The organism is Streptomyces sp. NPDC093984 (assembly GCF_044764595.1).
GTDB classification, from domain to species: Bacteria; Actinomycetota; Actinomycetes; order Streptomycetales; family Streptomycetaceae; genus Streptomyces; species Streptomyces cynarae.
This window is the reverse complement of the sequence record NZ_JBIWIM010000001.1, coordinates 1,239,947-1,265,545: the sequence shown is the minus strand read 5'-3', so window position 1 is coordinate 1,265,545 and position 25,599 is coordinate 1,239,947. Positions and strand designations below refer to the sequence as shown.

At 71.7% G+C, this 25,599-nt stretch carries 19 protein-coding genes; 3 read left to right on the top strand and 16 right to left on the bottom strand.

The annotated features are described in order from the left end of the window. Nucleotides 1–178: 178 nt before the first annotated feature. Both ACIRC0_RS05680 and ACIRC0_RS05675 read right to left on the bottom strand, forming a co-directional pair. The gene (locus tag ACIRC0_RS05680) at nucleotides 179–3,058 is read right to left on the bottom strand and encodes an AAA family ATPase (RefSeq protein WP_403611622.1); all 2,880 of its coding nucleotides are present in this window, start codon (nucleotides 3,056–3,058) and stop codon (nucleotides 179–181) included. Nucleotides 3,059–3,150: 92 nt separating this feature from the next. Further along, nucleotides 3,151–3,987: a response regulator transcription factor gene (locus tag ACIRC0_RS05675; protein WP_403611619.1), complete on the bottom strand. Its 837-nt coding sequence runs from the start codon at nucleotides 3,985–3,987 to the stop codon at nucleotides 3,151–3,153. A gap of 102 nt (nucleotides 3,988–4,089) precedes the next feature. Between ACIRC0_RS05675 and ACIRC0_RS05670 the strand changes: the two genes are divergently transcribed. Continuing rightward, the gene (locus tag ACIRC0_RS05670; protein WP_403611616.1) at nucleotides 4,090–5,769 is read left to right on the top strand and encodes an AMP-binding protein; all 1,680 of its coding nucleotides are present in this window, start codon (nucleotides 4,090–4,092) and stop codon (nucleotides 5,767–5,769) included. Further along, the gene (locus tag ACIRC0_RS05665) at nucleotides 5,766–7,379 is read left to right on the top strand and encodes an AMP-binding protein (protein ID WP_403611613.1); all 1,614 of its coding nucleotides are present in this window, start codon (nucleotides 5,766–5,768) and stop codon (nucleotides 7,377–7,379) included. The genes ACIRC0_RS05670 and ACIRC0_RS05665 overlap by 4 nt, the downstream gene beginning before the upstream one ends. Before the next feature lie 22 nt (nucleotides 7,380–7,401). Here the strand turns inward: ACIRC0_RS05665 and ACIRC0_RS05660 are convergent, their stop codons facing one another. After that, a complete protein-coding gene (locus ACIRC0_RS05660; protein WP_403611610.1) occupies nucleotides 7,402–8,115 on the bottom strand; it encodes a hypothetical protein in 714 nt (237 codons plus the stop codon). 225 nt (nucleotides 8,116–8,340) lie between these two features. On the opposite strand from ACIRC0_RS05660, the gene gcl reads away from it, so the two are divergent. After that, nucleotides 8,341–10,080 (top strand): glyoxylate carboligase, encoded by a 1,740-nt coding sequence (gcl, locus tag ACIRC0_RS05655; protein ID WP_403611607.1) that lies wholly within the window; start codon nucleotides 8,341–8,343, stop codon nucleotides 10,078–10,080. Nucleotides 10,081–10,154: 74 nt separating this feature from the next. Here gcl and ACIRC0_RS05650 read toward each other — a convergent pair whose 3' ends face one another. The 13 genes from ACIRC0_RS05650 to ACIRC0_RS05590 form a co-directional block, all read right to left on the bottom strand. Further along, nucleotides 10,155–12,962 (bottom strand): hypothetical protein, encoded by a 2,808-nt coding sequence (locus ACIRC0_RS05650; RefSeq protein ID WP_403611604.1) that lies wholly within the window; start codon nucleotides 12,960–12,962, stop codon nucleotides 10,155–10,157. 216 nt (nucleotides 12,963–13,178) lie between these two features. Further along, nucleotides 13,179–14,180 carry a glycoside hydrolase family 43 protein gene (locus tag ACIRC0_RS05645; protein ID WP_403611601.1) on the bottom strand — a complete coding sequence of 334 codons (1,002 nt, stop codon included), beginning with the start codon at nucleotides 14,178–14,180 and terminating at the stop codon, nucleotides 13,179–13,181. A gap of 488 nt (nucleotides 14,181–14,668) precedes the next feature. Further along, nucleotides 14,669–14,905: a hypothetical protein gene (locus ACIRC0_RS05640; protein WP_403611598.1), complete on the bottom strand. Its 237-nt coding sequence runs from the start codon at nucleotides 14,903–14,905 to the stop codon at nucleotides 14,669–14,671. Between the two features lie 307 nt (nucleotides 14,906–15,212). Then, nucleotides 15,213–16,103 carry a 2-hydroxy-3-oxopropionate reductase gene (locus ACIRC0_RS05635; RefSeq protein WP_403611595.1) on the bottom strand — a complete coding sequence of 297 codons (891 nt, stop codon included), beginning with the start codon at nucleotides 16,101–16,103 and terminating at the stop codon, nucleotides 15,213–15,215. A gap of 44 nt (nucleotides 16,104–16,147) precedes the next feature. After that, entirely contained in the window at nucleotides 16,148–16,987 is an 840-nt protein-coding gene (locus tag ACIRC0_RS05630) for a TIM barrel protein (RefSeq protein ID WP_403611592.1), read from the bottom strand. A 169-nt stretch (nucleotides 16,988–17,156) separates the two neighbouring features. Then, nucleotides 17,157–17,870, bottom strand: coding sequence for a hypothetical protein (locus ACIRC0_RS05625; RefSeq protein WP_403611589.1), 714 nt, complete (start codon nucleotides 17,868–17,870; stop codon nucleotides 17,157–17,159). A gap of 29 nt (nucleotides 17,871–17,899) precedes the next feature. Then, nucleotides 17,900–18,412, bottom strand: coding sequence for a hypothetical protein (locus ACIRC0_RS05620; protein WP_403611587.1), 513 nt, complete (start codon nucleotides 18,410–18,412; stop codon nucleotides 17,900–17,902). Continuing rightward, complete coding sequence (locus tag ACIRC0_RS05615) at nucleotides 18,385–19,659, bottom strand: MCE family protein (protein ID WP_403611585.1); 1,275 nt, start codon at nucleotides 19,657–19,659, stop codon at nucleotides 18,385–18,387. The genes ACIRC0_RS05620 and ACIRC0_RS05615 overlap by 28 nt, the downstream gene beginning before the upstream one ends. Continuing rightward, nucleotides 19,656–20,951 carry an MCE family protein gene (locus ACIRC0_RS05610; RefSeq protein ID WP_403611582.1) on the bottom strand — a complete coding sequence of 432 codons (1,296 nt, stop codon included), beginning with the start codon at nucleotides 20,949–20,951 and terminating at the stop codon, nucleotides 19,656–19,658. Before ACIRC0_RS05610 ends, ACIRC0_RS05615 begins: the two co-directional genes overlap by 4 nt. Beyond that, nucleotides 20,948–22,051 carry an MCE family protein gene (locus ACIRC0_RS05605; protein ID WP_403612734.1) on the bottom strand — a complete coding sequence of 368 codons (1,104 nt, stop codon included), beginning with the start codon at nucleotides 22,049–22,051 and terminating at the stop codon, nucleotides 20,948–20,950. The genes ACIRC0_RS05610 and ACIRC0_RS05605 overlap by 4 nt, the downstream gene beginning before the upstream one ends. Nucleotides 22,052–22,071: 20 nt before the next feature. Beyond that, nucleotides 22,072–23,052: an MCE family protein gene (locus ACIRC0_RS05600; protein ID WP_403612732.1), complete on the bottom strand. Its 981-nt coding sequence runs from the start codon at nucleotides 23,050–23,052 to the stop codon at nucleotides 22,072–22,074. 260 nt (nucleotides 23,053–23,312) lie between these two features. Next, complete coding sequence (locus tag ACIRC0_RS05595) at nucleotides 23,313–24,350, bottom strand: MCE family protein (RefSeq protein ID WP_403611579.1); 1,038 nt, start codon at nucleotides 24,348–24,350, stop codon at nucleotides 23,313–23,315. Next, nucleotides 24,347–25,597: an MCE family protein gene (locus ACIRC0_RS05590; RefSeq protein ID WP_403611577.1), complete on the bottom strand. Its 1,251-nt coding sequence runs from the start codon at nucleotides 25,595–25,597 to the stop codon at nucleotides 24,347–24,349. The genes ACIRC0_RS05595 and ACIRC0_RS05590 overlap by 4 nt, the downstream gene beginning before the upstream one ends. Nucleotides 25,598–25,599: the final 2 nt, after the last annotated feature.

Genomic DNA, 25,599 nt, shown 5'->3' with positions numbered 1-25,599 from the left:
TGCCGGTGGGGGTTCGCGCGAGTGGGGACCGGCCCCGGTGTGCCCGGCGAGCGGCACACCTTTACGCTAGAAGCCGGAGGGGTCCCCTCCCAATGAGGGAACGCCCTAGGCGAGTTGGGCAGGGAAAACCCTCGGTCCACGCGCGTAACCGGCCAACGGGCGTGCCGTGTGCGATGGTTCAGCTCGCGCGGTGCCCGGCCGCCAGACGCACGATGTCCACCCGTGACCGGATGCCCAGCTTGCGGTAGACCCGGGTCAGCGTGGCCTCCACCGTCTTGACGCTGATGAACAGCCGGGCCGCGATCTCCCGGTTCGTCGCGCCCTCCATGACCAGCGCGGCGACCTGCCGTTCCGTCGCGGCCAGGCTGTCCAGGGCGGCCGCCGCGACCGGCGCCGGACCCGCCGGGTGAGGCTCCGACCGCGCCGGATCCATGACCGTGGCCGTCTCCACCAGGCGCAGCCACGGCATCGCCCGGCAGCGGCGGAACAGACGGGTCGCCTCGTCGTACGACGCCGGTCCCGACCGCCCGGCGCGCAGCCCCGCCAGCGCATAGGCCGCCCGGGCCTCCTCGAGGCCGTAGCCGAGCTTCGCGAGCCGGTCCCGTGCCGCCGTCAACTGACGCTCCGCCGCGTCCACTTCGCCGCGTGCCGCCCGGACCAGGGCCTCCGCCCGGTCCAGCACCGCGAGCACGCTCTCCCGCCGCAGTCTGAGCGCGTGGGCGCGGGCGGCGTCGATGACGTCCTGCGCCTCGGCCGGCTCCCCGACGCGTACGAGCGCCTCCGCGAGGTCGCCGTGCCAGCGGCCCCGAGCCGGATCGGTGACCCCGAGCCCCTCCTCCAGCTCCCTCACCCGGCGCAGGGACCGGACGCTCCCCGCCGCGTCCCCGGCCACCAGCTGGGCGTGCCCCAGCGCGGCCAGCGCCCGCGACAGGTAGATCACGTCGCCGTCCTCCTCGGCCCGCGACACGGCCTCCTGGGCCAGCGTCAGCGCCCGCTCCGCCTCGCCGCCCGCCGCCTCCGCCAGTGAGGTGAGCATGGCGCTGGCGGCCTCCCCGATCCCGGTGTCCCGCGCCAGCCTGAGGCTCTCCCGCGCGAGGTCGAGGGCCCGCCCGCAGTGTCCGGCCCGCAGTTCGGTCTCGGCGAGCCCGCGCAGGAAGTGCACCTCGGCCTCGACCATGCCGCGCCGCCGCACCTCGCGCAGCAGCGCGCTGACCGTCTTCCGTGCCTCGGAGAGCTGATCGCTCATGATCAGCCAGCGGAACCGCACGGCGCCGACGCCGTTGTGGTCGCACGCCACCCGAGCGTCCTGCGGTTCCCGCATCGCCCGCTTGATGGTGAGCGGTGCGTCCGGGTGCCCCATCAGGGTCTCGGCCTGCGCCTGGAAGGCGAGGGCCAGCAGCTCGTTGCGCCGGTCACCGGCCCGCGCCGCCAGCTCCGCGGCGAGGGCGCCCTCCTGCCGGGCCCGGGCGAAGTCGCCCTCCACCAGCAGCGCCCGCCAGGCGAGCTGGTAGTGCACCAGGGTGAGCAGCCGGGGGTCGTCGCCCGCGTCCGACAGCGCCTGCGGGAAGACCGCGTCGACCTCGGCCATCGCGTGCCCGGCGGCGTCGATCACCACCATCCAGGCCCGCACCCTGTCCGCCGGCTGCGTCGCGTGGGCCAGCACCTCGCGGGCGATGTCCCGGGCGAGGTCGGTCTCCCCGGCGGTCAGCGCGTCCTCGGCGGCCTGCAGCCGTCGCTCGCCGGGCCCCGGCACCGCGTCCGCAGGGGTGTGCCGGGCGGCGAGCAGCCCGAGCCCCGCCGCCACCGAGGGCGCGCCCCGGTCCCGGGCGGCGGAAGCGGCCTCGGCGAGCCGCTGCGCCACCCGCGGATCCGTGCCGGTGGTCGCCAGCGCCAGGTGCCGGGCCCGCTCGATCGGGTCGGAGGCCGCCGTCGACAGCGCCGCGTGCACGGCGCGCCGCTCCTGGGCGCTCGCCTGCGCGTACAGCGCGGCCGATATCAGCGGATGCGCGAACCGCACGCCCGGTGCGTCCCGCTCCGTCACCAGCAGCCCGAGCGCGGCGGCCTGCGCGGTCTCCGCCTCCGCGTTGTCCCGGCCCGCCGCGCGCAGCAGGGCCAGTGTGGGCCGGGCTCCCGCGCTCGCCACGAGCAGGGTGCGGCGGGCCTCGTCGGACAGCGCCTCCAGCCGGTTGAGCACCAGGGTCCTGAGCGAGGTCGGCACGGGCAGCGGCTCACCGGGCCTCGGCGGCGTCGGGCTCTCGGCGAGGGCGCGGCCGAGCTCCAGAGCGAACAGCGGGTTGCCGCCGCTGGTGCGGTGGATGTCCCGCACGGTGGAGCGGGGCAGTCCCGTGTAGCCGCGGTGATCGAGGAGCGTGGCGATCCGGGCGCGCGAGAGCGGGCCCACCTGGAGGGCGAGGGTGTCCGGCGGGGACGCGCTCAGATAGCGGTCGTACTCCTGGCCCTGTTCGGCGTGGGTGCGCACCGCGCACAGCATCTGCACCGGTGTGCCGCCGAGGCGCCGCGCGGCGAAGCCGAGGAGTTCGGTGCTGGCCGGATCCAGCCACTGCAGGTCGTCGGCGACGATCAGCACGGGACCGCGGGCGGCCAGCGCACGGAGGGTGGAGAGCACGGCGAGCCGCAGCGCGAGTCCGTCCCGTTGCAGCGTGGACTCGCCGCGGCCGGTGAGCGCGGACTCCAGGGCGGTGCGCTGGGGGGCGGGCAGCCGGTCGGCGACCTCGTCCATGACGAGCCCGAGCAGGTCGGCCAGGGCCAGGAAGGGAAGGTGGGATTCGGACTCGGTCGCCGAGCAGCGCAACACGGTGCGCACCGTTTCGCCGTATTCCGCGGCCAGCGTCCGCAGGACCGTCGACTTTCCTATTCCGGCGGGGCCGTGCAGCAGCACACTTCCCCCGTCGGCGAGCTGCCGGCGCGCCGCCGTGCACAGCTCCTCCCGGCCGATGACCAGGTCATGGTGGGGTCTCGCAGGCTCCTTGAAGTCCCGTCGCACGGTGCCGCTCCCCTCCGGGTGTCGTGTCCTGGCCAATATTAGGCGTCCCGTCATTGAAAATTCGGACGGCGGCATGGTGAGGGAAACAACAAGCGATGACACGAGGGAATTTCATCGGAGTACCGAATGAATCGGAAACTACAGGTCTACGGGAGCAGCCCGGCCCGCCGCGCCGCCACCACCGCCTCCCATCTGCTGTGCGCGCCGAGCTTCCGCATCGCCGAGCGCAGATACCCCTTCACTGTCTCCGGGCGCAGTCCCAGCCGCTCGGCGGCCGCCGCGTTGGTCGACCCGGCCGCCACACACGCCAGGACGTCCACCTCCCGCGGGGACAGCCCCACGTTCCCCATCGCCGATCCCGGGGAGGCCGCCCCGGCCAGCCGCCCGCACACGTCCAGGAGCTCCGCCCGCAGTGCCACGTCCTCCACCCGCTGGGCGAGCGCCCGCAGCGCGCCGTGCGCCTCCCGCACCTGTTCCCAGGCCGCCCCGGCCGGGCCGGAGGGCTCCCGCACCGCCGTCAGCAGGCTGCGCGCCTCGTCCCGGGCGACCAGCGCCTGTTCCACGTCCCGCGCCGCCTCCACCGCCGCGCTCAGCGTGCGGTCGCCCAGCGGCTGCGCCGTCCGCAGCGCGCCGTAGAGCACCCCGCGCACCCGGCGCCGTACGACGACCGGCACCGCGAGGACGGACCTCAGGCCCTCCGCCGCCACCGCCGCGTCGTACTCGTGGCTGATCTGCCGGGACGCCGAGTAGTCGGTCACCGCGCAGGGCCGGGCCAGCGCCGTCACCTTGCCGCCCAGACCGCTGCCGGAGACGACGGCGAGCGAGCTGAGCGCCGCCGTCGCGGTGCCGCTCAGTTCGCTGATGCGTATCTGCGGCCGCCCGGACTCCACCAGTCCGCCGAAGGCGACCGGCAGCCCCGTGACCCGCCGCAGCCGCACCAGCGCGCTGCGCACCTGAACCGTCTCGGCTGCGTCAACTGCCACGTGCTCGCCCCTCCGTCGCGGCGCACCCCCCGTTCGGGGGTGGTGAGACCTGCGTCACCGATTACACGATGTGAGATGGCTGTCCGGCAATGAGGAGGACACATGACGGCGAACACCGACGCGACGGACGCGTTCCGGACCGCGCGGGACTTCCTGCTGGCGCACCGGGAGGACTACGCGACGGCGTACGAGGGCTTCCGCTGGCCGCGCCCGGCGTACTTCAACTGGGCGCTCGACTGGTTCGACGTCATCGCGGACGGCAACGACCGCACCGCGCTCCACATCGTGGAGGAGGACGGCTCCGAGGAACGCCTCACCTTCGCCGAGATGTCCGAGCGCTCGAACCGGGTGGCCGGCCGGCTCCGTGAGCGGGGCGTGCGTGCGGAGGACCGCATCCTGGTCATGCTGGGCAACCAGACCGAGCTGTGGGAGACCGCGCTGGCGGCGATGAAGCTGCGTGCGGTCGTCATCCCGGCCACCCCGCTGCTCGGCCCCGCGGACCTGCGCGACCGTGTCGACCGGGGACGGGTCCGGCATGTGATCGTGCGCGCGGAGGACACGGACAAGTTCGCCGAGGTGCCGGGCGACTACACCCGGATCGCGGTCGGCGGCGCGCCGGAGGGCTGGTGGGCCTACGAGGACGCGTACACGGCCGACGCGCGCTTCGAGCCGGACGGGCCGACCCACGCCGACGACCCGCTGATGCTGTACTTCACCTCGGGCACCACCGCCCGGCCCAAACTGGTCGAGCACACCCATGTGTCGTACCCGATCGGTCATCTGGCGACGATGTACTGGATCGGCCTCAAGCCCGGGGACGTCCACCTGAACATCTCCTCGCCGGGCTGGGCAAAGCACGCCTGGTCCAACCTGTTCGCCCCGTGGAACGCGGAGGCGACCGTGTTCATCCACAACTACACACGCTTCGACGCGGCCCGGCTGATGGCGGAGATGGATCGCGTGGGCGTGACGACGTTCTGCGCGCCGCCGACCGTGTGGCGCATGCTGATCCAGGCCGACCTCACCCAGCTCGCCACCCCGCCGCGCGAGGCGGTCGCCGCCGGCGAGCCGCTGAACCCCGAGGTGATCGAGCAGGTGCGCAGGGCCTGGGGGGTGACCATCCGGGACGGCTTCGGGCAGACCGAGACGGCCGTGCAGGTCTCCAACAGCCCCGGCCAGCCGCTGAAGACGGGCTCCATGGGGCGGCCGAGTCCCGGCTTCCGCGTGGAACTGCTGGATCCGGTGAGCGGCGCGCCGGGCGCGGACGAGGGCGAGATCGCGCTCGACCTGTCCGTACGGCCGGTCGGCGTGATGACCGGCTACCACGGCGACCCCGACCGTACGGCCGAGGCCATGGCGGGTGGCTACTACCGCACCGGCGACATCGGCTCCCGGGACGCGGACGGCTACATCACCTACGTCGGGCGGGCCGACGACGTCTTCAAGGCCTCCGACTACAAGATCTCCCCCTTCGAGCTGGAGAGCGCGCTCCTGGAGCACGAGGCGGTGGCCGAGGCGGCCGTCGTACCGGCGCCGGACGAACTGCGCCTCTCCGTCCCGAAGGCGTACGTGGTGCTCGCCGCGGGCTGGGAGCCCGGCCCGGACACCGCGAAGGTCCTCTTCGAGCACTCCCGCGAGGTGCTCGCCCCCTACAAGCGCATCCGCCGCCTGGAGTTCGGGGACCTGCCCAAGACCGTCTCCGGCAAGATCCGCCGGATCGAGCTGCGCGAGGCCACGGCCGCGGGCTCGCGGAACGAGTACCGCGAGGAGGACTTCCGGTGACCGCACTGTCGTACACGCACGGGACCAGCACGACGCCGCTCCTCGGCGACACCATCGGCGCCAACCTCGACCGCGCGATCGCCGCGTTCCCCGACCGCGAGGCCCTGGTCGACGTGCCGTCCGGGCGGCGCTGGACCTACGCCGAGTTCGGCGCCGCGGTCGACGAGGTGGCGCTCGGGCTGCTCGCCAAGGGCGTGCGCAAGGGCGCCCGGGTCGGCATCTGGGCGGTCAACTGCCCCGAGTGGGTGCTGGTGCAGTACGCCACCGCACGGATCGGCGCGATCATGGTGAACATCAACCCCGCCTACCGCGCCCACGAACTCCAGTACGTGCTGAAGCAGGCCGGGATCTCGCTCCTGGTCGCCTCCCTCGCCCACAAGACGAGCGACTACCGGGCCCTGGTCGACCAAGTGCGTGGCGACTGCCCGGAGTTGCGCGAGACCGTCTACATCGGCGACCCCACCTGGGACGCGCTCACGGCGGGCGCGGCGTCGGTCCCGTACGACCGACTGGCCTCTCTCGCGGGGGAGTTGAGCTGCGACGACCCGGTCAACATCCAGTACACCTCGGGCACGACCGGCTTCCCCAAGGGTGCCACCCTCTCCCACCACAACATCCTCAACAACGGTTACTGGGTGGGCCGTACGATCGGCTACACGGAGCAGGACCGGGTGTGTCTGCCGGTGCCGTTCTACCACTGCTTCGGCATGGTCATGGGGAACCTGGGCGCCACCTCCCACGGGGCCTGCATCGTCATCCCGGCGCCGTCCTTCGAACCCCGGGCCACCCTGGAGGCCGTCCAGCAGGAGCGCTGCACCTCCCTGTACGGCGTGCCGACGATGTTCATCGCCGAGCTCAACCTGCCCGGCTTCGCGGACTACGACCTGTCGTCCCTCAGGACCGGCATCATGGCGGGCTCGCCGTGCCCGGTGGAGGTGATGAAGCGGGTGGTCGGCGAGATGCACATGGAGCAGGTGTCCATCTGCTACGGCATGACGGAGACCTCCCCGGTCTCGCTGCAGACCCGGATGGACGACGACCTGGAGCACCGCACGGGCACGGTGGGCCGGGTCCTCCCGCACGTCGAGGTCAAGATCGTCGATCCGGCGACCGGGGTGACCCTGCCGCGCGGCGCGGCGGGCGAGCTGTGCACCCGCGGCTACAGCGTGATGCTCGGCTACTGGAACGAGCCGGAGAAGACCGCGGAGGCCGTCGACCCCGGCCGCTGGATGCACACCGGCGACCTCGCGATGATGCGCGAGGACGGGTATGTCGAGATCGTCGGCCGCATCAAGGACATGATCATCCGTGGGGGCGAGAACATCTACCCGCGCGAGATCGAGGAGTTCCTGTACGCGCATCCGAAGATCGCCGACGTACAGGTGGTCGGGGTCCCGCACGAGCGGTACGGCGAGGAGGTCCTGGCCTGCGTGATCCCGCGCGACCCGGCCGACCCGCCGACCCCCGAGGAGCTGCGGGCCTTCTGCGAGGGGCAGCTCGCCCACTACAAGATCCCGAGCCGGCTGCAGGTCCTGGAGGCCTTCCCGATGACGGTCTCGGGGAAGGTCCGCAAGATCGAGCTGCGGGAGAGGTTCGCGGAACCGGCCTAGATCCCCGAACAAAAGGGAGGGTTCAGGCCAGGCCGGCGGCCAGATCGTCGGCCTGCCTGTTCACCGGCTGGGGCGTGCCGGTGAGATCGAGGACGAAGAGCGGGACGCCGAGGCGGTCGGCGCCGGCGCGGGCGGCGTCGGCGTATCCCGCCAGTGAGAAGCACACGCAGCGTGCGGACTCCGACAGGGCGGTGAGCCACAGGCACTCCACGTCCCGCAGCGACGCCGGACGCACAGTCGGCTCCACCAGCGCCCGCATCCCCTCCGCCGTCAGCAGGACTCCGCTGGGCGGACGCTCCTCGGCGCGCCGGACGTCGTGGTGGCCGAGCCGGCGCAGACAGAGCGCGGCTGCGCCGATGGCGTCGGCCGCCGTGCGGATGGTGACGGGCTGGAAGACGGGACTCGGCGCACGCCGACCGCCCGCGCCGTCCCCGGCGGAACCAGGGTGTGGCGCCCCGCTCGCCGTGGCCCCGCTCACCGGGACGCGGAGGATCGTCCCGCACGGGCAGTCCAGCTCCGGGCAGGGCCACTGACCCTCGCGGCCGCAACTCCCGCAGCGGACCGCGACCCAGCCGTCGTCCCAGGTGCGGTGGGTGACCACGGAGGGCCGCGAGAGGCGGTTCAGCGGCGGGGCGACGGGCGCGCCGCACACGCACGGATACGACGGCGCGGCGTAGACGTGCTCGCGCCGGCAGACCGGACAGGACACCGGCACGCTCTCGGACATGGCTCCCATCGTGCTTCCGCGGATGCCCACTTGTCCCCGACTTCGGCGATCGCGCACGCCTGAAGGGCCGTCTCTTGACGGCTCCCCCCGCCATGCCTACATTGCTTCCAGATAGCAGAAAGAAGATTCCGTCATACGGAATCTGCCAGACGGAAAAAGGACCGACAGGCGCATTGGTGCTCACCGCGGGGCGCGACGGGAGCGCGAGTCCGACAGCCGAAGCAGGAGTACTCCATGGCTCGTATGACCGCTGCCCGCGCGGCAGTCGAAATCCTCAAACGTGAGGGCGTCCGGGACGCGTTCGGGGTTCCGGGCGCGGCGATCAACCCCTTCTACGCCGCCCTGAAAGCGTCCGGCGGCATCCACCACACCCTGGCCCGCCATGTCGAGGGCGCGTCCCACATGGCGGAGGGCTATACCCGTACTCACCCCGGCAACATCGGCGTGTGCATCGGGACCTCCGGCCCGGCCGGCACCGACATGATCACCGGGCTCTACTCGGCCACCGGCGACTCGATCCCGATCCTCTGCATCACCGGCCAGGCCCCGACCGCGGTGCTCCACAAGGAGGACTTCCAGGCCGTCGACATCGCGTCGATCGCCGCGCCCGTGACGAAGATGGCCGTCACCGTGCTGGAGGCCGCGCAGGTGCCGGGCGTCTTCCAGCAGGCGTTCCACCTGATGCGCTCCGGCCGCCCCGGGCCCGTCCTGATCGACCTGCCGGTCGACGTCCAGCTCACCGAGATCGAGTTCGACCCGGAGACGTACGAGCCGCTGCCGGTCTACAGGCCCGCCGCGACCCGGGCCCAGATCGAGAAGGCGCTCGTACTGCTGAACGCCTCCGAACGCCCGCTGATCGTCGCCGGGGGCGGCGTCATCAACGCCGACGCAACCGAACTCCTCGTGCAATTCGCGGAACTGACGGACACTCCGGTCGTCCCCACCCTGATGGGCTGGGGAGCCATCCCCGACGACCACGAGCTGCACGCCGGCATGGTCGGCCTGCAGACCTCGCACCGGTACGGCAACGCGACCTTCCTGGAGTCCGACTTCGTCCTGGGCATCGGCAACCGCTGGGCCAACCGCCACACCGGGCGCCTCGATGTCTACAAGGGCGGGCGGACATTCGTCCACGTCGACATCGAACCCACCCAGATCGGCAGGATCTTCGCCCCCGACTACGGCATCGCCTCCGACGCGAAGGCGGCCCTGGGCCTGTTCGTCGAGGTGGCCGAGGAGCTGAAGCGGGCCGGAAGGCTCCCCGACCGCTCCGCCTGGGCCGCCGCCGCGCGGGAGAAGAAGGCCCGCCTGAAGCGCCGTACGCACTTCGACGACATCCCGATCAAACCGCAACGCGTCTACGAGGAGATGAACAAGGCCTTCGGCCCCGAGACGCGGTATGTGACGGCGATCGGCCTCTCCCAGATCGCCGGCGCCCAGATGCTGCACGTGTACCGCCCGCGGCACTGGATCAACTGCGGCCAGGCGGGCCCCCTCGGCTGGACCATCCCGGCCGCACTGGGGGTGGCGAAGGCCGACCCGGAAGCGTCCGTGGTCGCGCTGTCCGGCGACTACGACTTCCAGTTCATGATCGAGGAGTTGGCGGTCGGCGCCCAGCACAGGATCCCGTACATCCACGTCCTCGTGAACAACTCCTACCTCGGCCTGATCCGTCAGGCACAGCGGGCCTTCGACATGGACTTCCAGGTCAAGCTGGAGTTCGAGAACATCAACTCACCCGAACTGGGCGTCTACGGTGTCGACCACGTCAAGGTCGCCGAGGGCCTCGGCTGCAAGGCGATCCGGGTGACGGACCCCGACGACCTGGCCCCGGCCTTCGAACAGGCCAAGAAGCTCGCCGCCGAGTACCGGGTGCCCGTGGTCGTCGAGGCGATCCTGGAGCGCGTCACCGACATCTCCATGTCGACCACCAACGACATCAGCGAGGTCGTGGAGTTCGAGGAGAGCGTCTAGTCGCGCTTCCGAACGCGGACGGGGCCGCGGTTGCCCGCGGCCCCGTGCTGAACGCGACCTGGGTCAGGACGTGGTCACCGCGACGTCGTCGTGGTGCCGGTGGCCCAGAGGGCGCCGCCCTTGCCGGTGCCCCCGGTGCTCTTGTAGACGACCAGGTTGCCGTCGTTCTGCATGACGGCGTAGGCGCCGGTGTTGTGGTAGGTGCCGGTGGACCACAAGGCGCCGCCCTTGCCGGGACCCCCGGTGCTCTTGTAGACGACGAAGTTGCCGTCCGTCTGCATCACCGCGTACGCGCCCGGGTGGCCGTAGCTCCGGCTCGACCAGATGGCGGCGCCGTCACGCCGGCGGTACATCACCAGGTTGCCGTCCATCTGCATGACCAGACGGGTGTAGGTGCCCTTGGTCCACCAGCCGGGCTTGAGGGTGGTGCCGGAGGCGATGGTCTGGCGCCGGGCGTAGGTGCCGCTCGACCACAGGGGCGAGGTGCTGGCCTTCGCGTAGACGACGATGTTGCCGTCGTCCTGGACGGTGGCGTACGCACCCGGGTTGTCGTACGTCCGGCTCGACCACAGGGCGCCGCCCGTGCCGGAGCCGCCGCCGCTCTTGTAGACGACCAGGTTGCCGTCCGCCTGCATCACCGCGTACGCACCCGAGTTGCCGCTCGTCCGGCTCGACCAGACCGCCTGGCCGGCGCCCTTGCCGGTCTTCAGGTACGCCACGAGGTTGCCGTCCGTCTGCATGGTCAGCGTCATCGTGGAGCTGCTCAGGCTGTGCCCCGGGGACAGGTGCTGCCCGGGGTACATGAAGGTGCCTGCGGCCGGGGCAGGGGTCGAGGCGGGGACGTGCGGGTCGACGAGGTGGATGTTCTTCCCGCTGTCCACGTAGGCGACGCCGCCCTGGTACTTGTCGACGGCCCAGGACACCCTGCGGTCGTCCGCGACCGGCCCGCCGGGCAGGTCGGCCAGATCGGTGGTGGTCGCGGTGTCGATGTGCACGTCGGTGAGCGTGAGCTTGCCCGCCGCCGTGTCGTGCTCGACGACGAACCCGTCCCCGAGCTGGGCGAGATGGGCGGGCACGGCAACGTCCTTGCCGGTGGCCAGGTCCCACACGCCCGCCGGGCCCGATGCTCCGCACGACCAGTACACCCAGTGCTGGGCGGCGGCCTGCAGTTCGCTCGGCACGCACGGTGCGTCGGTCGCGACGGTCTGGACGGTGCGCCGGGTGGTGAGGTCGACTTGGGTCAGTGTCCCCGGGGTGGCTCCGGGGACCCACACCGTGGATCCTGACAGCGCGGCGGCGGTGACGGGGCGGCTGAAGAGGACGTGGCTGTTGCCGCCCGCGTCCGCGTCACCGATGTACTGCTTGTTCGTGGAGCCGCCGTCGTAGACCACGTAGCGGCCCTCGGCGTCGACCAGGGTGCCGCCGGTGGCGCCGGGCGTGACCAGGACCGCACTGCTGTGGGGGCTCTGCACCGTGACGGCGTCGCCCTGGGCGTTCGCGTTGGACCAGAGCTGCGAGATGTTCCCGTCGCCGGTGGCGACGGGCGGGTTGCAGGTGGCCGTGGAGTCGCAGTCGGTGGGCGCGAAGGGCTGGCCGAAGTACCCCTCGGCGCCGTAGGAGGGCGGGGAGCCGAGCTGCACGGTCCGGTCGTAGACATAGTCTCCGCCGGCCGACAGGCGTCGGATCATGAAGAGCTCCCCGTTGCCCAGGGCCAGGCCGTCGAGGGGAGCGGGCTCGGCGGGATCCGAGTCCACGGGGGTCCCCGTCGGAGTGCCGTCCGGCCCGGTGGTGAACAGGCGGGCCGCCCAGTCGGTGGCGGACGAACCGCCGACGGCGACGACCCCGTTCGGCCCCTGCCTGACGGTGTTCATGTTGGCGTGGCCCAGGACCGGGGTGACCGTGGTCGAGCCGGACAACGGCATCGCGTAGAGCGGGTAACCGAGGACATCGTCCTCTGTGTACGCACCAGAGTGCGAAACCGAGTAGGTCATCAGCAGGGAGTCGCCGGCGATGCCCATGAACCGAATGGCGCTGCTGTACCCGCTGCCCAACGGCGCCGGCGGTACCTGGATGACGCTCTCGGGTCCGCCGGGGGCGGAGCGGGACACGACGTGGACCTGCCCCGCCGATCTGGTCCCGTCGGCGCCGTACCACGAATACCAGGCGATGTACCTGTCGGACAGCACCACGCGGGCGTAGGGGGCCGGTGCCTCCATGACGACCGGTGTGACCGCACCGGTCGCCAGGTCCACCAGCGCCAGCCGGCTCTCGGTGGTGCCGTTCATGCTCTCGGTGTAGCGCAGCACCACCGAGTTGGCGTCCCCTGCCGCCACCACCCCCTGGGGTGTGGCACCCGAGGGCCAGCCGGTCACCGGAGTGTCGGTCTGCTGCCCGTCCGCCGTGCCGAGCACATCAAAGCCCGCAGCGGTTCCGTCCGCGGCCTTGGTGACCGTCAGCACGCGCGAGCCGAAGGTCCCCAGATAGCTCTGGCCGGCCCCGGGAGTGATCGCGGTGGTTGTCCCGGAGTCCATGTCGTGCAGTTGGTACCCGTCGGCCGCCGGGCTCGCGACGACGTCGGAACCCGCACCCCAGTACCCGGGGATCGGGCTGTTGCTCTTGACCTCGGGCATCGGGATGTCCGGTCCACCCGCATACTTCGTCCAAACGAAGGTGGACTGGCTGTCGGACCGGTGCAGGAAGCCGCCCGAGCCGGCGAAGACGACGACGTCGCCGGGCGGATTGTGCAACAGAGCGGCCGGTATGACCGTCTCGGTGGGGGTGTCGGCCGAGGCCGTCGCCGCGGTCAGCGGCAGTACCCCCGAAGCGAGGGCGAACGTCGCGGCGACCGCGATGCATCCGCTCCTCAGGGTGTGTTGAGCCACCCATTCCTCCTTCACGGTGGGGCATGGGTGGCATCCGGCCGACGGCCCAAGGCTCAGGGTGGCTCGGGTGGTTGAGGCCCCACTGTCGCCACGGCGCCCGAGCCCTCGGTCACCATGCCCCCCCATGCGAGGGCGAGGTTAACGGACCCGGACCCTCCGGAAACAGGCGCCCCACCCGGTGCGTGCTCTACCGGAGGCGTTCGGGCGTACTCGGAATCATCCACCACCGTCGAGGTCGGCCCGCCGGTGCAGCACCCGTAGCTCATGGCCGACGAGCTGCATCTCGTACAGCTTCCCGCGCGCGTTCTCGAAGGGCCGGTGGAGGATCATCATGAGGCGCCCGTCGAAGGTGTGGAACAACATGCCGTGACCGCTGTCCTCGCGGACCAGGGGCCGTTGCTGCTGCCACGGCCCCTCGATGGTGCCGGACTTGGAGACGGCACAGGTCTGCACGTAGCCGCCGCCGATCGTGCCGTCGTCGCCGGCCACGTTCTTCTCGTACGTCGACCACAGCATGAGCAGGGATCCGTCAGGGGTGCGGTACACCTGCGGACCGTCGGTGACGTAGGGCGGGATCTGGTGCGGTGCGCCGCCGGGGATCTGCTCGCCGAGCCAGAACGCGTCCGAGGCCTTGAACAGGAAGGCCGGCTCCCCGACGGTTCCCGACAGGTCCGGGGTCAGCCGGATCGCTTCCATGGTGCCGTCGATGGTCTGCAGCCACTCGTGTGCGTACACCATCCAGGGCTGCCCGGACGGGTCGAGGTACAGCGTTCCGTCGAGGGTCATGAGGTGCGCGGGCGGTGTGGGGCGTGACGGGTCGATGACCGTGAAGGGCCCCGACAGCGAGTCGGCGACGGCGATGACCGTGCCGCGCATGTGGTTCGCGACCTGGAAGGGCGTGCCCCACCGACCGGCCGGCGGAACCGGGAGCGGCTTGTTCTCGTCGTGCAGCGTGGTGAACAGGTAGTACCTGCCGCCCCATTCGTGCACCTCCGGCGCCCACCCGCCCTCGGTGGCCCAGATCCCCTGCTGTTCGGCGGTCAGGAAGACGACGTCGGGGCGCGTCCAGTCGCGCAGGTCGTGGCTGCGGTAGACCATCGTGCCGGTGCCGTCCACGCCCGAGACGGACGGGTCGTTGGACGTATAGAGGTAGTAGGTACGGGTCTTGTCGTCGGCGACGACGAACGGATCGTGCAGCGGCATGTCGGGGAGGCGCATCCCTCGGGGGGAGTGTTCCAAGGCGGATCAGCCCTTCCTGCGATGCCGGGAGACGCCCGCCGCCCGGTCCGGTGACCACCTCATCACCTGCGACACAGGGTGGGCGACGTCCGGTGAGGGAACTCCTGGTGCGCCACGGCCCACCCGTCGCTCGGGGCGGCCCGTCCCGGGCTTCACCCACGGCAACGCCCCGACCCGCTGGTTCTGCCGTGAGGTCATGCGCCGTCCGGGCCGCGCGCCGGCTGGTCGTCCCGCCGACCCGCGCCTGCCCGGGCGCCCCCGTACGGCGATCGGCACCGCCGCGGCCCGCCCCCACGGGCCGCGGCCCCCCGCCGACACCCCCCTGCGAGGCCCGCCGCCCCCGTGCCGGCGGGCCCCGTGTGCCGAGAATCTCCCCATGACCAGGGGTGGTTGAAGCCCCCTGACCGGTGTTCAGAGGTTCATTTGAGCATTGCGTAGAGGGGGTACGCCTGCTTGCGTAGACGCCCTCACTCGATCTCGTGCTCCGACAGCCCCGGCCAGTCCTCGGGTCCGCCGCCCTGCCACTCGACGATGTCGCTCTCCTCGACCTCGATCCGGTCCAGATCGGCCAGGCGCAGGATCTCGACGACGTCGTCCAGGTGGGAGGCGACGCCGAGGGTCACATCGCCCTCGGTGACCCGCCGGGAGCCGTCCAGCGCCGGGGCGTGCACCACGATGTGCGGATGCTGCGGTGACTGTTCCATGAGTTCAGCCTCCTGCGGCCGCGCCGGATCCGCACCCTGGCACACGGAGAGCGCCGGATACGGAACGATCCGTATCCGGCGCTCCCGTGGGTGGCGGCAGCCACGGCGGACGCGACGGCTCCGGGGCGGCCCCCTCTCAGGCCGAGGGCAGTCCCCAGGGACCTTCACCACCGCACTGGCTCGCGGAACGCCGTGGCCCCCGCCCGTCCTTGGGCCCCGCGCGCGGCACGGGACGGGTCCGGGCCGCGGCGGCGCCTGGGCGCGACAGGACAAGTGTCGGCGCCGACGCGGCCCGGAGGTCTCGGCGTCAGACCTGGGCGCCGGACAGGCGCTCAACGCCTCGCAGCAGGGCCGAGTGGTCCAGGCCGCCGTCGCCCTGAGCGCGCAGACTCGCGACGAGTTGGGCGACCACCGCGCCCACCGGAAGGGCGGCGCCGACCGCGCGGGCCGCGTCCGTGACGATGCCCATGTCCTTGTGGTGCAGGTCGATACGGAAGCCCGGCTTGAAGTCGCGGTGCAGGAAGTTGTCCTTCTTGCGGGTCAGCACGGTGGAGCCGGCGAGTCCGCCGCCCAGGACGTCGAGGGCCGCCCTCAGGTCCACGCCCGACTTCTCCAGGAAGACCACGGCCTCGGCGCACGCCTGGATGTTCACGGCGACGATGAGCTGGTTGGCGGCCTTCACGGTCTGACCCGAGCCGTGCGGGCCGCACCGCACGATGGTCCTGCCCAGCGTCTTGAAGATCGGCTCGGCGTACTCGAAGTCGGCCTGGTCGCCGCCGACCATGATCGACAGTACCGCCTCGATCGCGCCGGCCTCGCCGCCGGACACCGGTGCGTCGAGCACCCGGATGCCCTTCTGCCGCCCGGCCGCGGCCAGGTCGATCGAGGTCTGCGGGGTGATCGAGGACATGTCGATCAGCAGGGCACCGGGCCGGGCGTTATCCAGGACGCCGTCCGGGCCGTACGCCACCGCCTCCACCTGCTCAGACGCCGGCACCATCGTGATGATCACGTCGGCGTCCCGCACGGCCTCGGCGATCGAGCCGGCCACGGTGCCTCCGGCGGCGGCCAGGCGGTCCAGCTTCTCCTGCTCCAGGGTGTGGCCGGTGACGTCGTAGCCCGCCTTGATCAGGTTCTCGGACATGGGGGAGCCCATGATGCCGAGGCCTATCCAGGCGATCTTGGGGAGTGCGGTCATCAAGGGTGCCTTTCTCGCTGTGCGGTACGTCTGGGAGTTGCCGTTCAGCGGGCGGCGCGGGCCCCGACCGGCAGCCAGTCGAAGGTCTCCGCGCTCGGACGGTCGCCCGGCTTGTACTCCAGGCCGACGCGGCCCTCGTAGCCCGCCTTCCGCAACTGGTCGAGCAGGTCCTCCAGCGGCAGCGTCCCCGTGCCCGGCGCGCCGCGCCCCGGGTCGTCGGCGATCTGGACGTGGCCCGTCCGGTCCGCATACCGCTCGATCACCTGCGGCAGGTCCTCGCCGTTCATGGACAGGTGGTACAGGTCCATCAGGAAGCGCGCGTTGCCCAGTCCCGTCGCCTGGTCGACCTTGTCGACCACCTCGACGGCGGCCGGAGCGGACACCAGCGGGTACAGCGGCGACTCCGGCTTGTTCAGGGCCTCGATCAGGAGCGTCGCACCGATCCGGTCCGCCGCCCGCGCCGCGAGGGCCAGGTTCTCCAGTGCGAGCGCGTCCTGCTCGGCCGGGTCGACGCCGTCGACGCGGTTGCCGTACAGCGCGTTGAGCGACGTGCAGCCCAGCGACTCGGCGAACTCGGCCGCCACCTCGACGTTGGCGCGGAACTTCCCCGACTCCTCACCGGGGACCGACAGGGCGCCGCGGTCCGGGCCCGGCAACTGACCGGCGTAGAAGTTCAGCCCCGTGAGCCGCACGCCCGCGTCCTCGATCGCCCTCTTCAGGGCGGCCGGTTCGGACCGCCCGGGCGTGGGAGCGTCGACCCAGGGCCACCACAGCTCCACCGCGGTGAAACCCGCCGCCGCGGCGGCCGCGGGGCGGTCCAGGAGCGGGAGTTCCGTGAAGAGGATCGAGAGGTTGACGGTGTAGCGCTGGTCTGCGAATCCCATCGTGCGGCGCTCCCTGGATCTCGCTCTCATCGAACGATCCTGAATTCCGTATAGCGGAATTATCTTTCTGCGTAATGGAAGCGTGCCTGTGTGGGGTGGACACTGTCAAGAGCGCGCACGAAAAGTGCCCCCCGCGCGGTCCGCGCGGGGGGCACAGCGGGGGCGTCGGTCAGAGGGCGTCGACGGCGCTCACCTTCCAGCCCGTGGACGTGCGGGTCAGCGTCATGCGCACCCGGTTCAGATCCAGGCGCGATCCCGACACCTGGGTGCTCTGCGTGGTCTGGTTGACGAACAGCAGGACGACCGCCTTGTCGGGCGCGGCCGACACCACCGAGGCCGCCGCCACCGTCGCCTTCACCACGCCGTGGTACTTCGCCGCCGTGGGACCGACCACCGTCTTGGTGGTCTTCAGGTACTGGTCACGGAAGCCGCCGGTCAGATGGCCGCGGGCCCGGGCGAAGTCCTGGTCCAGGTGCCGGTAGTCGTACGACAGCACGACAGGTGCCGCCTCCTTGGCGGCCGTCAGCGCCTGACTCCGCGCCTGGTCCGCCCGCCGGCCCTCCCGGTACTGCCATCCGAGGACGGCGACGGCGACCAGGCCCGCCACGAGCACCACGCACAGCGCCGCGGTCAGCAGCCTGCGTCCGCGTACGGGCCCCGGCGTGACCTGCTCCGGCTCCTCCTCGGCGCTCGGCTCGGGCGGGTCGTCCCAGCCGTCCGGGCGTTCGATCAGCAGGGTGCGCGAGGAGTGCCGCTCCTCGCGGTCCTCGGGCACCTCGCGTTCCGACCGTGCGGAGCGCTTGGCCGCCGCCCTTGCGGCAGCCGTCAGGGTGCGTCGGGCGGGGGTCCCGGCGCCGCGGACCTTGGTGGTCTGGTTCGCCACGGTCACTCTCCTCAACTTGGTGGCGTGGGTCAGCCCACGAACTCGACGTCGGAGGTCAGCCACCGCTCGTGCTCGCGCACGAGGTCCAGCTGCAGCCGATAGGTGCGCGCCTGCCCCTGGGGCGCGGCGGTGTTGGTCACCTTGCTGTCGGCGACCACCAGGACCCGGGCCGAGTCGGCGTCGGAGCGGACGATGCCCGCATCGAGGACCTGCCCCTCGGACACCGACTTGTTCTGGGCGACGAGCTTCGTCAACTCCGCGGTCTGCGCGGCGAACTCCTTCCTGAACTCGCCCGTCGCGCCCTTCAGCACGTTCCCGCTGTCGCGGTCGTAGTGCCGGTAGTCGAGCGAGGTGAAGTTCAGCGCCGACTGCCGGGCCGCCGCCAGGATGTCCTGCCGGCGCTGCTCCTCGGCGCGCCGGTCGGCGACCCGGAGGCCCAGCCAGAGGGACAGCACGGTCGTCACCACGGTGGCGACGACGAGCCCGGCGGAGAGCACCCGGGAGCGTCCCCATCTCATGACATCGGTCCGACCAGCAGCCATTGCCACGACTCCTTTCCGAAGACGGTCTGTTCGCCGCCCGCCGAGCCGATCTCGACGGGCGTCCCGTCCGGGCCGGTCGCGGTGCCGGTCTCCGGGTCGTACGGGGTGACGTACGCGGTCTGGTCCGCGTCGCCCGAACCGGACGACGCGCCGGGCGCGTTCTGCGCGCCGCGCACCGAGGTGGCGCCGCCGCGCGGCGCCGTGCAGTGGGCGCCGGTGTTCGCTGCGCGCGTTCCGGTGTCCGAGGGGTCACGCCGCTGGGTTCCGTAACCCCGGGTGCAGGCGGGCGGGTCGTTCGCGTTCACGGTGAGCCCGAAGTGGGTGGTGCCGTCGCCGGGGATGACGGTGTAGCTGCCCGCGACCACCACCGGGAGGGTGACGAGGGCCTGCTCCACCCCGGGCAGCCGGGCCACGGTGACCTGGCCGCCGCTGATCAGGTTGGCCAGCAGCACCGGCAGGGTCGGCCGGGTGGACCTCAGCAGGGAGTCCACCTCCTGCGCGGCGGGCGCCGCGTTGCCGACCACCCGCCTGAGGTCCCCGTCGCTCGACTTCAGCTGCGCGGTGAGCGCGGCCAGATCGCGGGAGAACGACCTGATCGCCGATCCGTTGTCGGCCTGGGTCTTGAGCACCTTCCGCGAGTCCTCGATCAGTGACACCGTCTGCGGGAGCGAGTCGGACGCCGACTCGACGAGCTGGTTGCCGGAGTCCACCAGGCGGCTCAGGTTCGGTCCGGTGCCGGCGAACGCCTTGCCCAACTCGTCCACGGTGGTGCGCAGATCGTCCTTGCCGACGGAGTTCACCAGCCGGTCCAGACTGAGTACGAGATCGGTGACCGGCAGCGGCGTCCGGGTGCGGCTGCGCGGGATCGGGCTGCCGTCCATCAGGTAGGGGCCGCCGGAGCGCCGGGGCTGCAGATCGACGTACTGCTCGCCCACCGCCGACCGGTCCGCGACCACCGCGAGGGTGTCGGCCGGGATCCTCGGGGCGCCGTCCTCGATGTCCAGGACCACCGACACCCCCGAGCCGTTCAGCCGCAGGGCGCCCACTCGGCCCACCGGCACCCCGCGGTAGGTGACCTCGGCGCCGGTGAAGATGCCGCCCGACTCGGCGAAGTCGGCGGTGACGGTGTAGCCCCGGCCGAGCACGTCGTCCGCGAGGCCGGTGTACTCGGCGCCGACGTACGACACCCCGACGGCGGTGACCGCGGCGAAGGCGAGCAGCTGGGCCTTGACCATACGGGTGATCACGGCAGTATCCCCTTCAGCATCAGCTCGGCGAGCGCCAGGTCGATCCCCGGCGGCAGACGGCGCGCCCCGTCGGACGTGCCGTAGCTCGCGGTGCACACCGGCGGGCACAGCGGACCGCCGCCGCCCGAGGGAGCGGAGGGGGTGACCGACGGGGCCGGCACCTTCGGCAGACCCGGGGTACTGGGCAGCGCGGTGGGCACCGGTACCGGGACGCTCGGCAGGCCGGGAAGGGACGGCGTCGGAACCGGCTGCTTCCCGGAGCCGCCGCTCTTGCCGCCCTTGCCGGGCTTGTCGGCCAGATTGCCGTACAGGTCCGCCAGGTCGAGGTCGGCGGTGATCCTCAGGTTGACGTAGTCACCCTTCACGGCGTCGACCACGTTGCGCGGGAAGGGGTACGTCGTCAGCAGCTCAAGGGAATTGGGCAGGTCGTCCCCCGCCTTGTTCAGCTGTTGAAGGATCGGCCGGAGTTCCTTCAGGTTGGCGACGGTGTCGTCCCGCGAGGCGTTGACGACCCGGGTGCCGGCCGTGCCGAGCTTGGACAGCGCGGTCAGCATCTTCGTCAGGTCGCGCCGCTGGTCGGCCAGTACCTTCAGGGCGGGCGGCATCGTGTCGACGGCCTGGTCGATCGTCTCCTTCTCCGTCCCGAGCCGCTTGGCCAGCCGGTCGATGCCCTTGAGCGCGCGGACGATCTGAGAGCGCTGCCGGTCCAGGCCGCCCAGGAACGTGTCGAGTTGCTCCAGCAGCGACCGGACCCTCGTCTCGCGGCCGTCCAGGGCCTTGTTCAGCTCCACGGTGATGGTCTTGAGCTGGGCCACGCCGCCGCCGTTGAGGAGCGCGGACAGCGCGGACAGCACCTCCTCGATCTCCGGGTTGCGGCCGCTGCGCGACAGCGGGATCACGTCGCCGTCGCGCAGCCGGCCCACGGAGGCGGAGCCGGTCGGCGCGGACAGCGCCACGTACTTCTCACCGAGGATGCTGGTCTGCCGGAGGTCGGCGACCGCGTTGGCCGGCAGCTTCACCGAGTCGGCCACCCGCAGCCGCACCCGCGCGTGCCAGCCGTCCAGCTCGACCTTCTCGACGGCGCCCACGGTGACGTCGTTGACCTTGACCGCCGACTGCGGCACCAGGTCGAGGACGTCCCGGAACTCCACCGTGACGTGGTAGGCGTGGCCGTCGGAGGCGGCGCCGCCGGGCAGCGGGATGTCGTACCAGCCGTTGAACCCGCACCCGGACAGCAGCAGCGAACCGGCCGCCGTCCACGCGACCGTCCGGCCCGTGCGCCGCGCGCTCATGCCGCGCCCCCGAGGATTCCGCCGAGGGTCCGGTCGACCGTGCCCGTGCCCGCGGGGGCGGCGGGAAGGTCGGGCAGCGAGTCGAAGAGTTTCCGCAGCTGCGCGCAGTCGGGGTTCCTGCCGCCCGCGTCACCGGTGGTCTTCAGCAGGGAGCACAGCAGGGACGCCGGGTCCTGCGGGGCCTGGGCGTTGTTGCGGGTGTCGAGGGTGCCGGCGGACGGGTTGTAGGCGTTCTGCAGGTTCGACAGGCCGGTCGGGGCGACGTCCAACAGCTCCTCCAGTGCGGCCCGTTGCGTGACCAGGACCTGGGTGACCTTGCTGAGGCCCTCGACGTCCGAGGTCAGTGCCGTCTTGTTGTGCTTCACGAAGTCGGAGACGTCGGCGAGCGCCGTCCCCAGGTACTTGAGCGCGGCGGCGAGGTCCGTGCGCTCCCCGGCGAGCTGCCCTGCCACCTCGGCGAGGCTGTCGTTGAACGACCGCACGCTCTGGTCGTCGGCCGCCAGCGCCGCAGTGAACACCTGGAGGTTGCGCACGGTGCCGAACAGGTCGCCCCGGCCGTCGGACAGGGTGGTGACCGCCTGGGAGAGGTCCTCGACGGACTGGTTGAGGTTCGTGCCCTGGCCCTTGAGGTTGTCCGCGCTCACCCCGAGCAGCCGCGACAGGGAGCCGTCCTTGTTGGCGCCCTTCGGGCCGAGCGCGTCGGCCGTGGTGTGCAGGCTGTCGAAGATCCGGTCAAGCTCGACGGGCACGGCCGTGCGCGACTCGGGGATGACGGCGCCGTCCCGCAGCACCGGGCCCTTGCGGTACACCGGCAGCAGCTGCACATAACGGTCGCTGACCACCGACGAGTTGATGATGGCGGCCTGGGCGCCCGCGGGGACCTTCCGTCCCGCGTCGTACTCCAGGTCCACCCGCACCCGGTCGCCCTGAGGTGTGATCTTCCGGACCTGGCCGATACGGACGCCGAGGACGCGGACGTCGGAGCCGGGGTAGATGCCGACGGTGCGCGGGAAGTACGCGGTGACGCGGACCGTACGCGGGTGCGGCCACAGCACCACGGCGACGACGGCGACCACCGCCAGCACGGTGAGCAGGGCCAGGGCCTGCCGGAAGCGTTTGTTCACTGGGAGCCTCCCGTGCGCGGCACCACCGGGGCGGCGACCAGGTTCTGGACGTAGGAGTCGAACCAGCGGCCGTTGCCGAGGGTGTTGGTGAACAGCCGGACGTAGGGCGCGAGCAGGCTTACGCTGCGGTCCAGGCTCGCCTGGTTGCGCTCCAGCATCCGGACGAACGTGTCGAGGTTCTGCAGCGCGGGTCCGATCTCCTTCTGGTTGTCGTCGACCAGGCCCGACAACTCGATGCCCAGCGCCGCCGAACTCTTGAGCAGGGTGTGGATCGCCTCGCGGCGCTCGCTGATCTCCTGGAAGAGCTTGTCTCCGTCCTTCACGAGGGCGGAGAAGTCCTTCGTGTGCTCGGCCAGCACCCCGGTGACCCCGTTCGCGTGCTTGAGGAGGTCACCCAGGGCCTGGTCGCGCGAGGCGATCGTCCGGGAGATCCGGGACAGTCCCTGGATGGAGGCCTTCACCTCGGCGGGGGAGTCCTGGAAGGTGGTGGAGATGGTGTCCATGGCCTTCGCCAGCCGCTGGGTGTCCACCTTCTCCGTCGTGGTGGTCAGATCGCTGAACGCCTGCACGACGTCGTACGCCGACACCGTCCGCCCGATCGGGATCTCGCCGCCCGGCTTCAGCCGGCCGGGCCCCTTCGGGTACAGCGCCAGGTACTTGGCGCCCAAAATCGTCTTCACCCGGATCGCGGCGGTCGTCGCGGTGCCCATCGCCGGGTCGCCCTTGACCTTGAACGTCACCTTCACGTGGTCGCCGTCGAGGTCGACGCCCTCGACCTTGCCGACCTTGACGCCGGCGATCCGCACCTCGTCGCCCGGCTTGAGTCCGCCCGCCTCGGAGAAGGCCGCGTCGTACGTCTCGCCGTCGCCGATCAGCGGCAGGCTGTCGGCGTTGAACGCGGCGACGGTCAGCAGGGCGAGAGTCAGGAGGCCCACGGCACCGACCACGATTGGGTTCCGCTCGCGGAACGGCTTCAGCCGCGGCCGGCGCAGCCGGATCGCGGGCAGCTTCGGCGGCAGGACGTGCACCTTCACCAGGGGCTCGGGGCCCCGGGTCCGGCGAGGCAGGGGGCGGGCCGCCATCGGCAGCTTCGGAGGCAGGACCCGCACCTTCACGAGAGGCTCCGGACGGCTCGGCCTGCGGGGCAGCAGGCGGACCGTCGGCAGCTTCGGGGGCAGGACCCGCACCTTCACCAGGGGCTCGGGGCGCCGGGTCCTGCCGGGCGTGACGGGCGTCCTCATGCGCCGCACCTCGCCTGCGCCACATGGAAGTCGGGGGTGATGATCTGCTTCGTCCTCGGCAGCACGATCCGGCCGTCGAAGTCGCACAGGTAGAAGTTGAACCACGAGCCGTACGACGCCGTCCCCGTCAGCGCGTTCAGCTTGTTCGGCAGCCGCTGCAGCACACCCTCCACGGTCTTCTCGTTCCTGTTCAGCGTTCCGGTGAGCCGGTTCAGCCCGGCGATGTCGTCCTTTAGCGGCGGACGAGCGTCCTCGAGCAGCCCGGAGGTGGCCTCGGTGAGGTCGCCGATGCTCACCAGGGAGTCCCCGATGGGCTTGCGGTCGGCGGACAGCCCGGAGATCACCCGCCGCAGCTGGGTGATCAGCGCGGAGAAGCGCGCGCCACGCCGGTCGAGCGTGTCCAGCACGGTGTTGAGGTTGTCGATCACCGAGCCGATCAGCTGGTCCCGGTCGGCGAGTGTCGTGGTGAGCGACGCCGTGTGCGCGAGCAGGCTGTTCACGGTGGAGCCCTCGCCCTGCAGGGTCTGGATGATCTCGGTGGCGAGCTGGTTGACGTCGTCCGGGCTGAGCGCGGCGAACAGCGGTTTGAAGCCGTTCAGGAGCGCGTTCAGGTCCAGCGCGGGCTGGGTCCGGGACAGCGGGATGGTGCCGCCGGGCCGCAGCCGGGTGCCGTCGCCCGCGCCCTCGGTCAGCGCGATGTACCGCTGCCCGACCAGGTTCCGGTAACGCAGGACCGCGTGGGTGCTGGTGAGCAGCGGGCGGTCCGCCTCCACGCTGAAGGTGACCTCCGCCAGCGTCCGGTCCTTGATCCGGATGCCCTCGACCTGGCCGACCCGCACCCCGGCCACCCGGATGTCGTCGCCGTTCTCCAGGCCCGTGACGTCGCTGAACACCGCGTGGTAGGTGTCCTTGGGGGTGAAGGAGACGTTGACGATGGTGGCCGCGAGCAGGGCCGTCGCCGCGATCGTCACCAGCGCGAACAGGCCGAACTTGATCAGCGGTGCCGCGGTCTGCCGGGCTCCTGCGGTCCTCATGCGACGCTCACCGCCGTTCCGCGGGCCAGCGGCCCGAACAGCAGGGTCGCGACGGGCGGCACCTGGTCGGCGGGCACGCCCATGACGGGAGCCACGAGCGAGCCGACGGCCCGCTGTTCGGCCCGGGTGGCGGACACGTCGACACCTCCGGGAAGAGCGCCGCCGTCCGAACCACCGGACGACGTACCGTCGTTGAGCTTGGGTTTCGGCCCGGGCACCGGCGGATGGGGCAGTCCCCGGCAGTCGGGCCCCGAGCGGTCCGCGTAGCGCGGCTCCTCGCCGGGCTTGTACGCGCCCTGCGGACGGACGACCTCGAGGGTGATCCGCATCTCGCCGCCACGGAACGCGTCCTCGGACACCTGCTCCTGATGGACCAGGCCCTGCAGGAGACAGGGGTACTCGGGGGAGTAGCGGGCGAACAGCTCCAGCGTGGGGCGGGAGACCCGGCCGAGGGTGATCAGCCGGTCGCCGTTCTCCTCGAAGAAGTCCCGCCCGGTGTCCGCGACGGTCGCGGTGGTGCGGAGCGCGGCGGCCAGCTCGTCCTTCTTCTCGACGAGGGTGCGGCTGGTGGTGACGGTGTTGCGCAGGATCGCCATCAGATCGGGTGCCGCGTCCCCGTACACCTGGGCGACGTCGGCGAAGCGCGAGATGTCCTCCGTGAGGGACGGCAGATGCGGGTTCAGGCGGCGCAGATACGCCTCCACCCGGGTCAGGTTGTCGCCGATCCGGTCGCCGCGGCCCTCCAGCGCCGTGGCGAACGCCGAGAGAGTGGCGTTGAGTTCGCCCGGCTGGACCGTGCGCAGCAGCGGCAGCAGGTCGTTCATCAGCCGCTGCAGCTCGATGCCGGTCTTCGTGCGGTCCTGGGCGATGACGTCCCCGGCGCGGATGGGCCGGGCGGTGGAGCCGGCGGGCGGCACGAGGTCGACGTACTTCTCGCCGAACAGCGTCTTGGGCAGCAGCCGGGCATGCACGTCCGACGGGATGAACGTGGCGTACTGCGGCTTGAGGGCGAGGTCCAGCGTCGCCTTCGTGCCGTCCGCGTGCACCGCCCGTACCTCGCCCACCAGCAGCCCGCGCAGCTTGACGTCGGCGCGCGGCTCCAGCTGGTTGCCGAGGCTGTCGGCCTGGAGCGTCACGCGCACCACGGAGGTGAACGCCTGCTGGTAGACGGCCACCGCGAGCGACAGCAGCAGCGCCAGCACGGCGATGAACGCGACGCCGTACAACCTCAGTCTCAGTGCTCGCACCG

Coding starts and splice junctions, on each gene's coding strand:
- ACIRC0_RS05645 (WP_403611601.1), bottom strand. CDS start 14,180: ATGCGCCTCCCCGACATGCCGCTGCACGATCCGTTCGTCGTCGCCGAC.
- ACIRC0_RS05630 (WP_403611592.1), bottom strand. CDS start 16,987: ATGGGATTCGCAGACCAGCGCTACACCGTCAACCTCTCGATCCTCTTC.
- ACIRC0_RS05670 (WP_403611616.1), top strand. CDS start 4,090: ATGACGGCGAACACCGACGCGACGGACGCGTTCCGGACCGCGCGGGAC.
- ACIRC0_RS05635 (WP_403611595.1), bottom strand. CDS start 16,103: ATGACCGCACTCCCCAAGATCGCCTGGATAGGCCTCGGCATCATGGGC.
- ACIRC0_RS05680 (WP_403611622.1), bottom strand. CDS start 3,058: ATGACGGGACGCCTAATATTGGCCAGGACACGACACCCGGAGGGGAGC.
- gcl (WP_403611607.1), top strand. CDS start 8,341: ATGGCTCGTATGACCGCTGCCCGCGCGGCAGTCGAAATCCTCAAACGT.
- ACIRC0_RS05620 (WP_403611587.1), bottom strand. CDS start 18,412: ATGGCTGCTGGTCGGACCGATGTCATGAGATGGGGACGCTCCCGGGTG.
- ACIRC0_RS05660 (WP_403611610.1), bottom strand. CDS start 8,115: ATGGGAGCCATGTCCGAGAGCGTGCCGGTGTCCTGTCCGGTCTGCCGG.
- ACIRC0_RS05595 (WP_403611579.1), bottom strand. CDS start 24,350: ATGAGGACCGCAGGAGCCCGGCAGACCGCGGCACCGCTGATCAAGTTC.
- ACIRC0_RS05610 (WP_403611582.1), bottom strand. CDS start 20,951: ATGAGCGCGCGGCGCACGGGCCGGACGGTCGCGTGGACGGCGGCCGGT.
- ACIRC0_RS05640 (WP_403611598.1), bottom strand. CDS start 14,905: ATGGAACAGTCACCGCAGCATCCGCACATCGTGGTGCACGCCCCGGCG.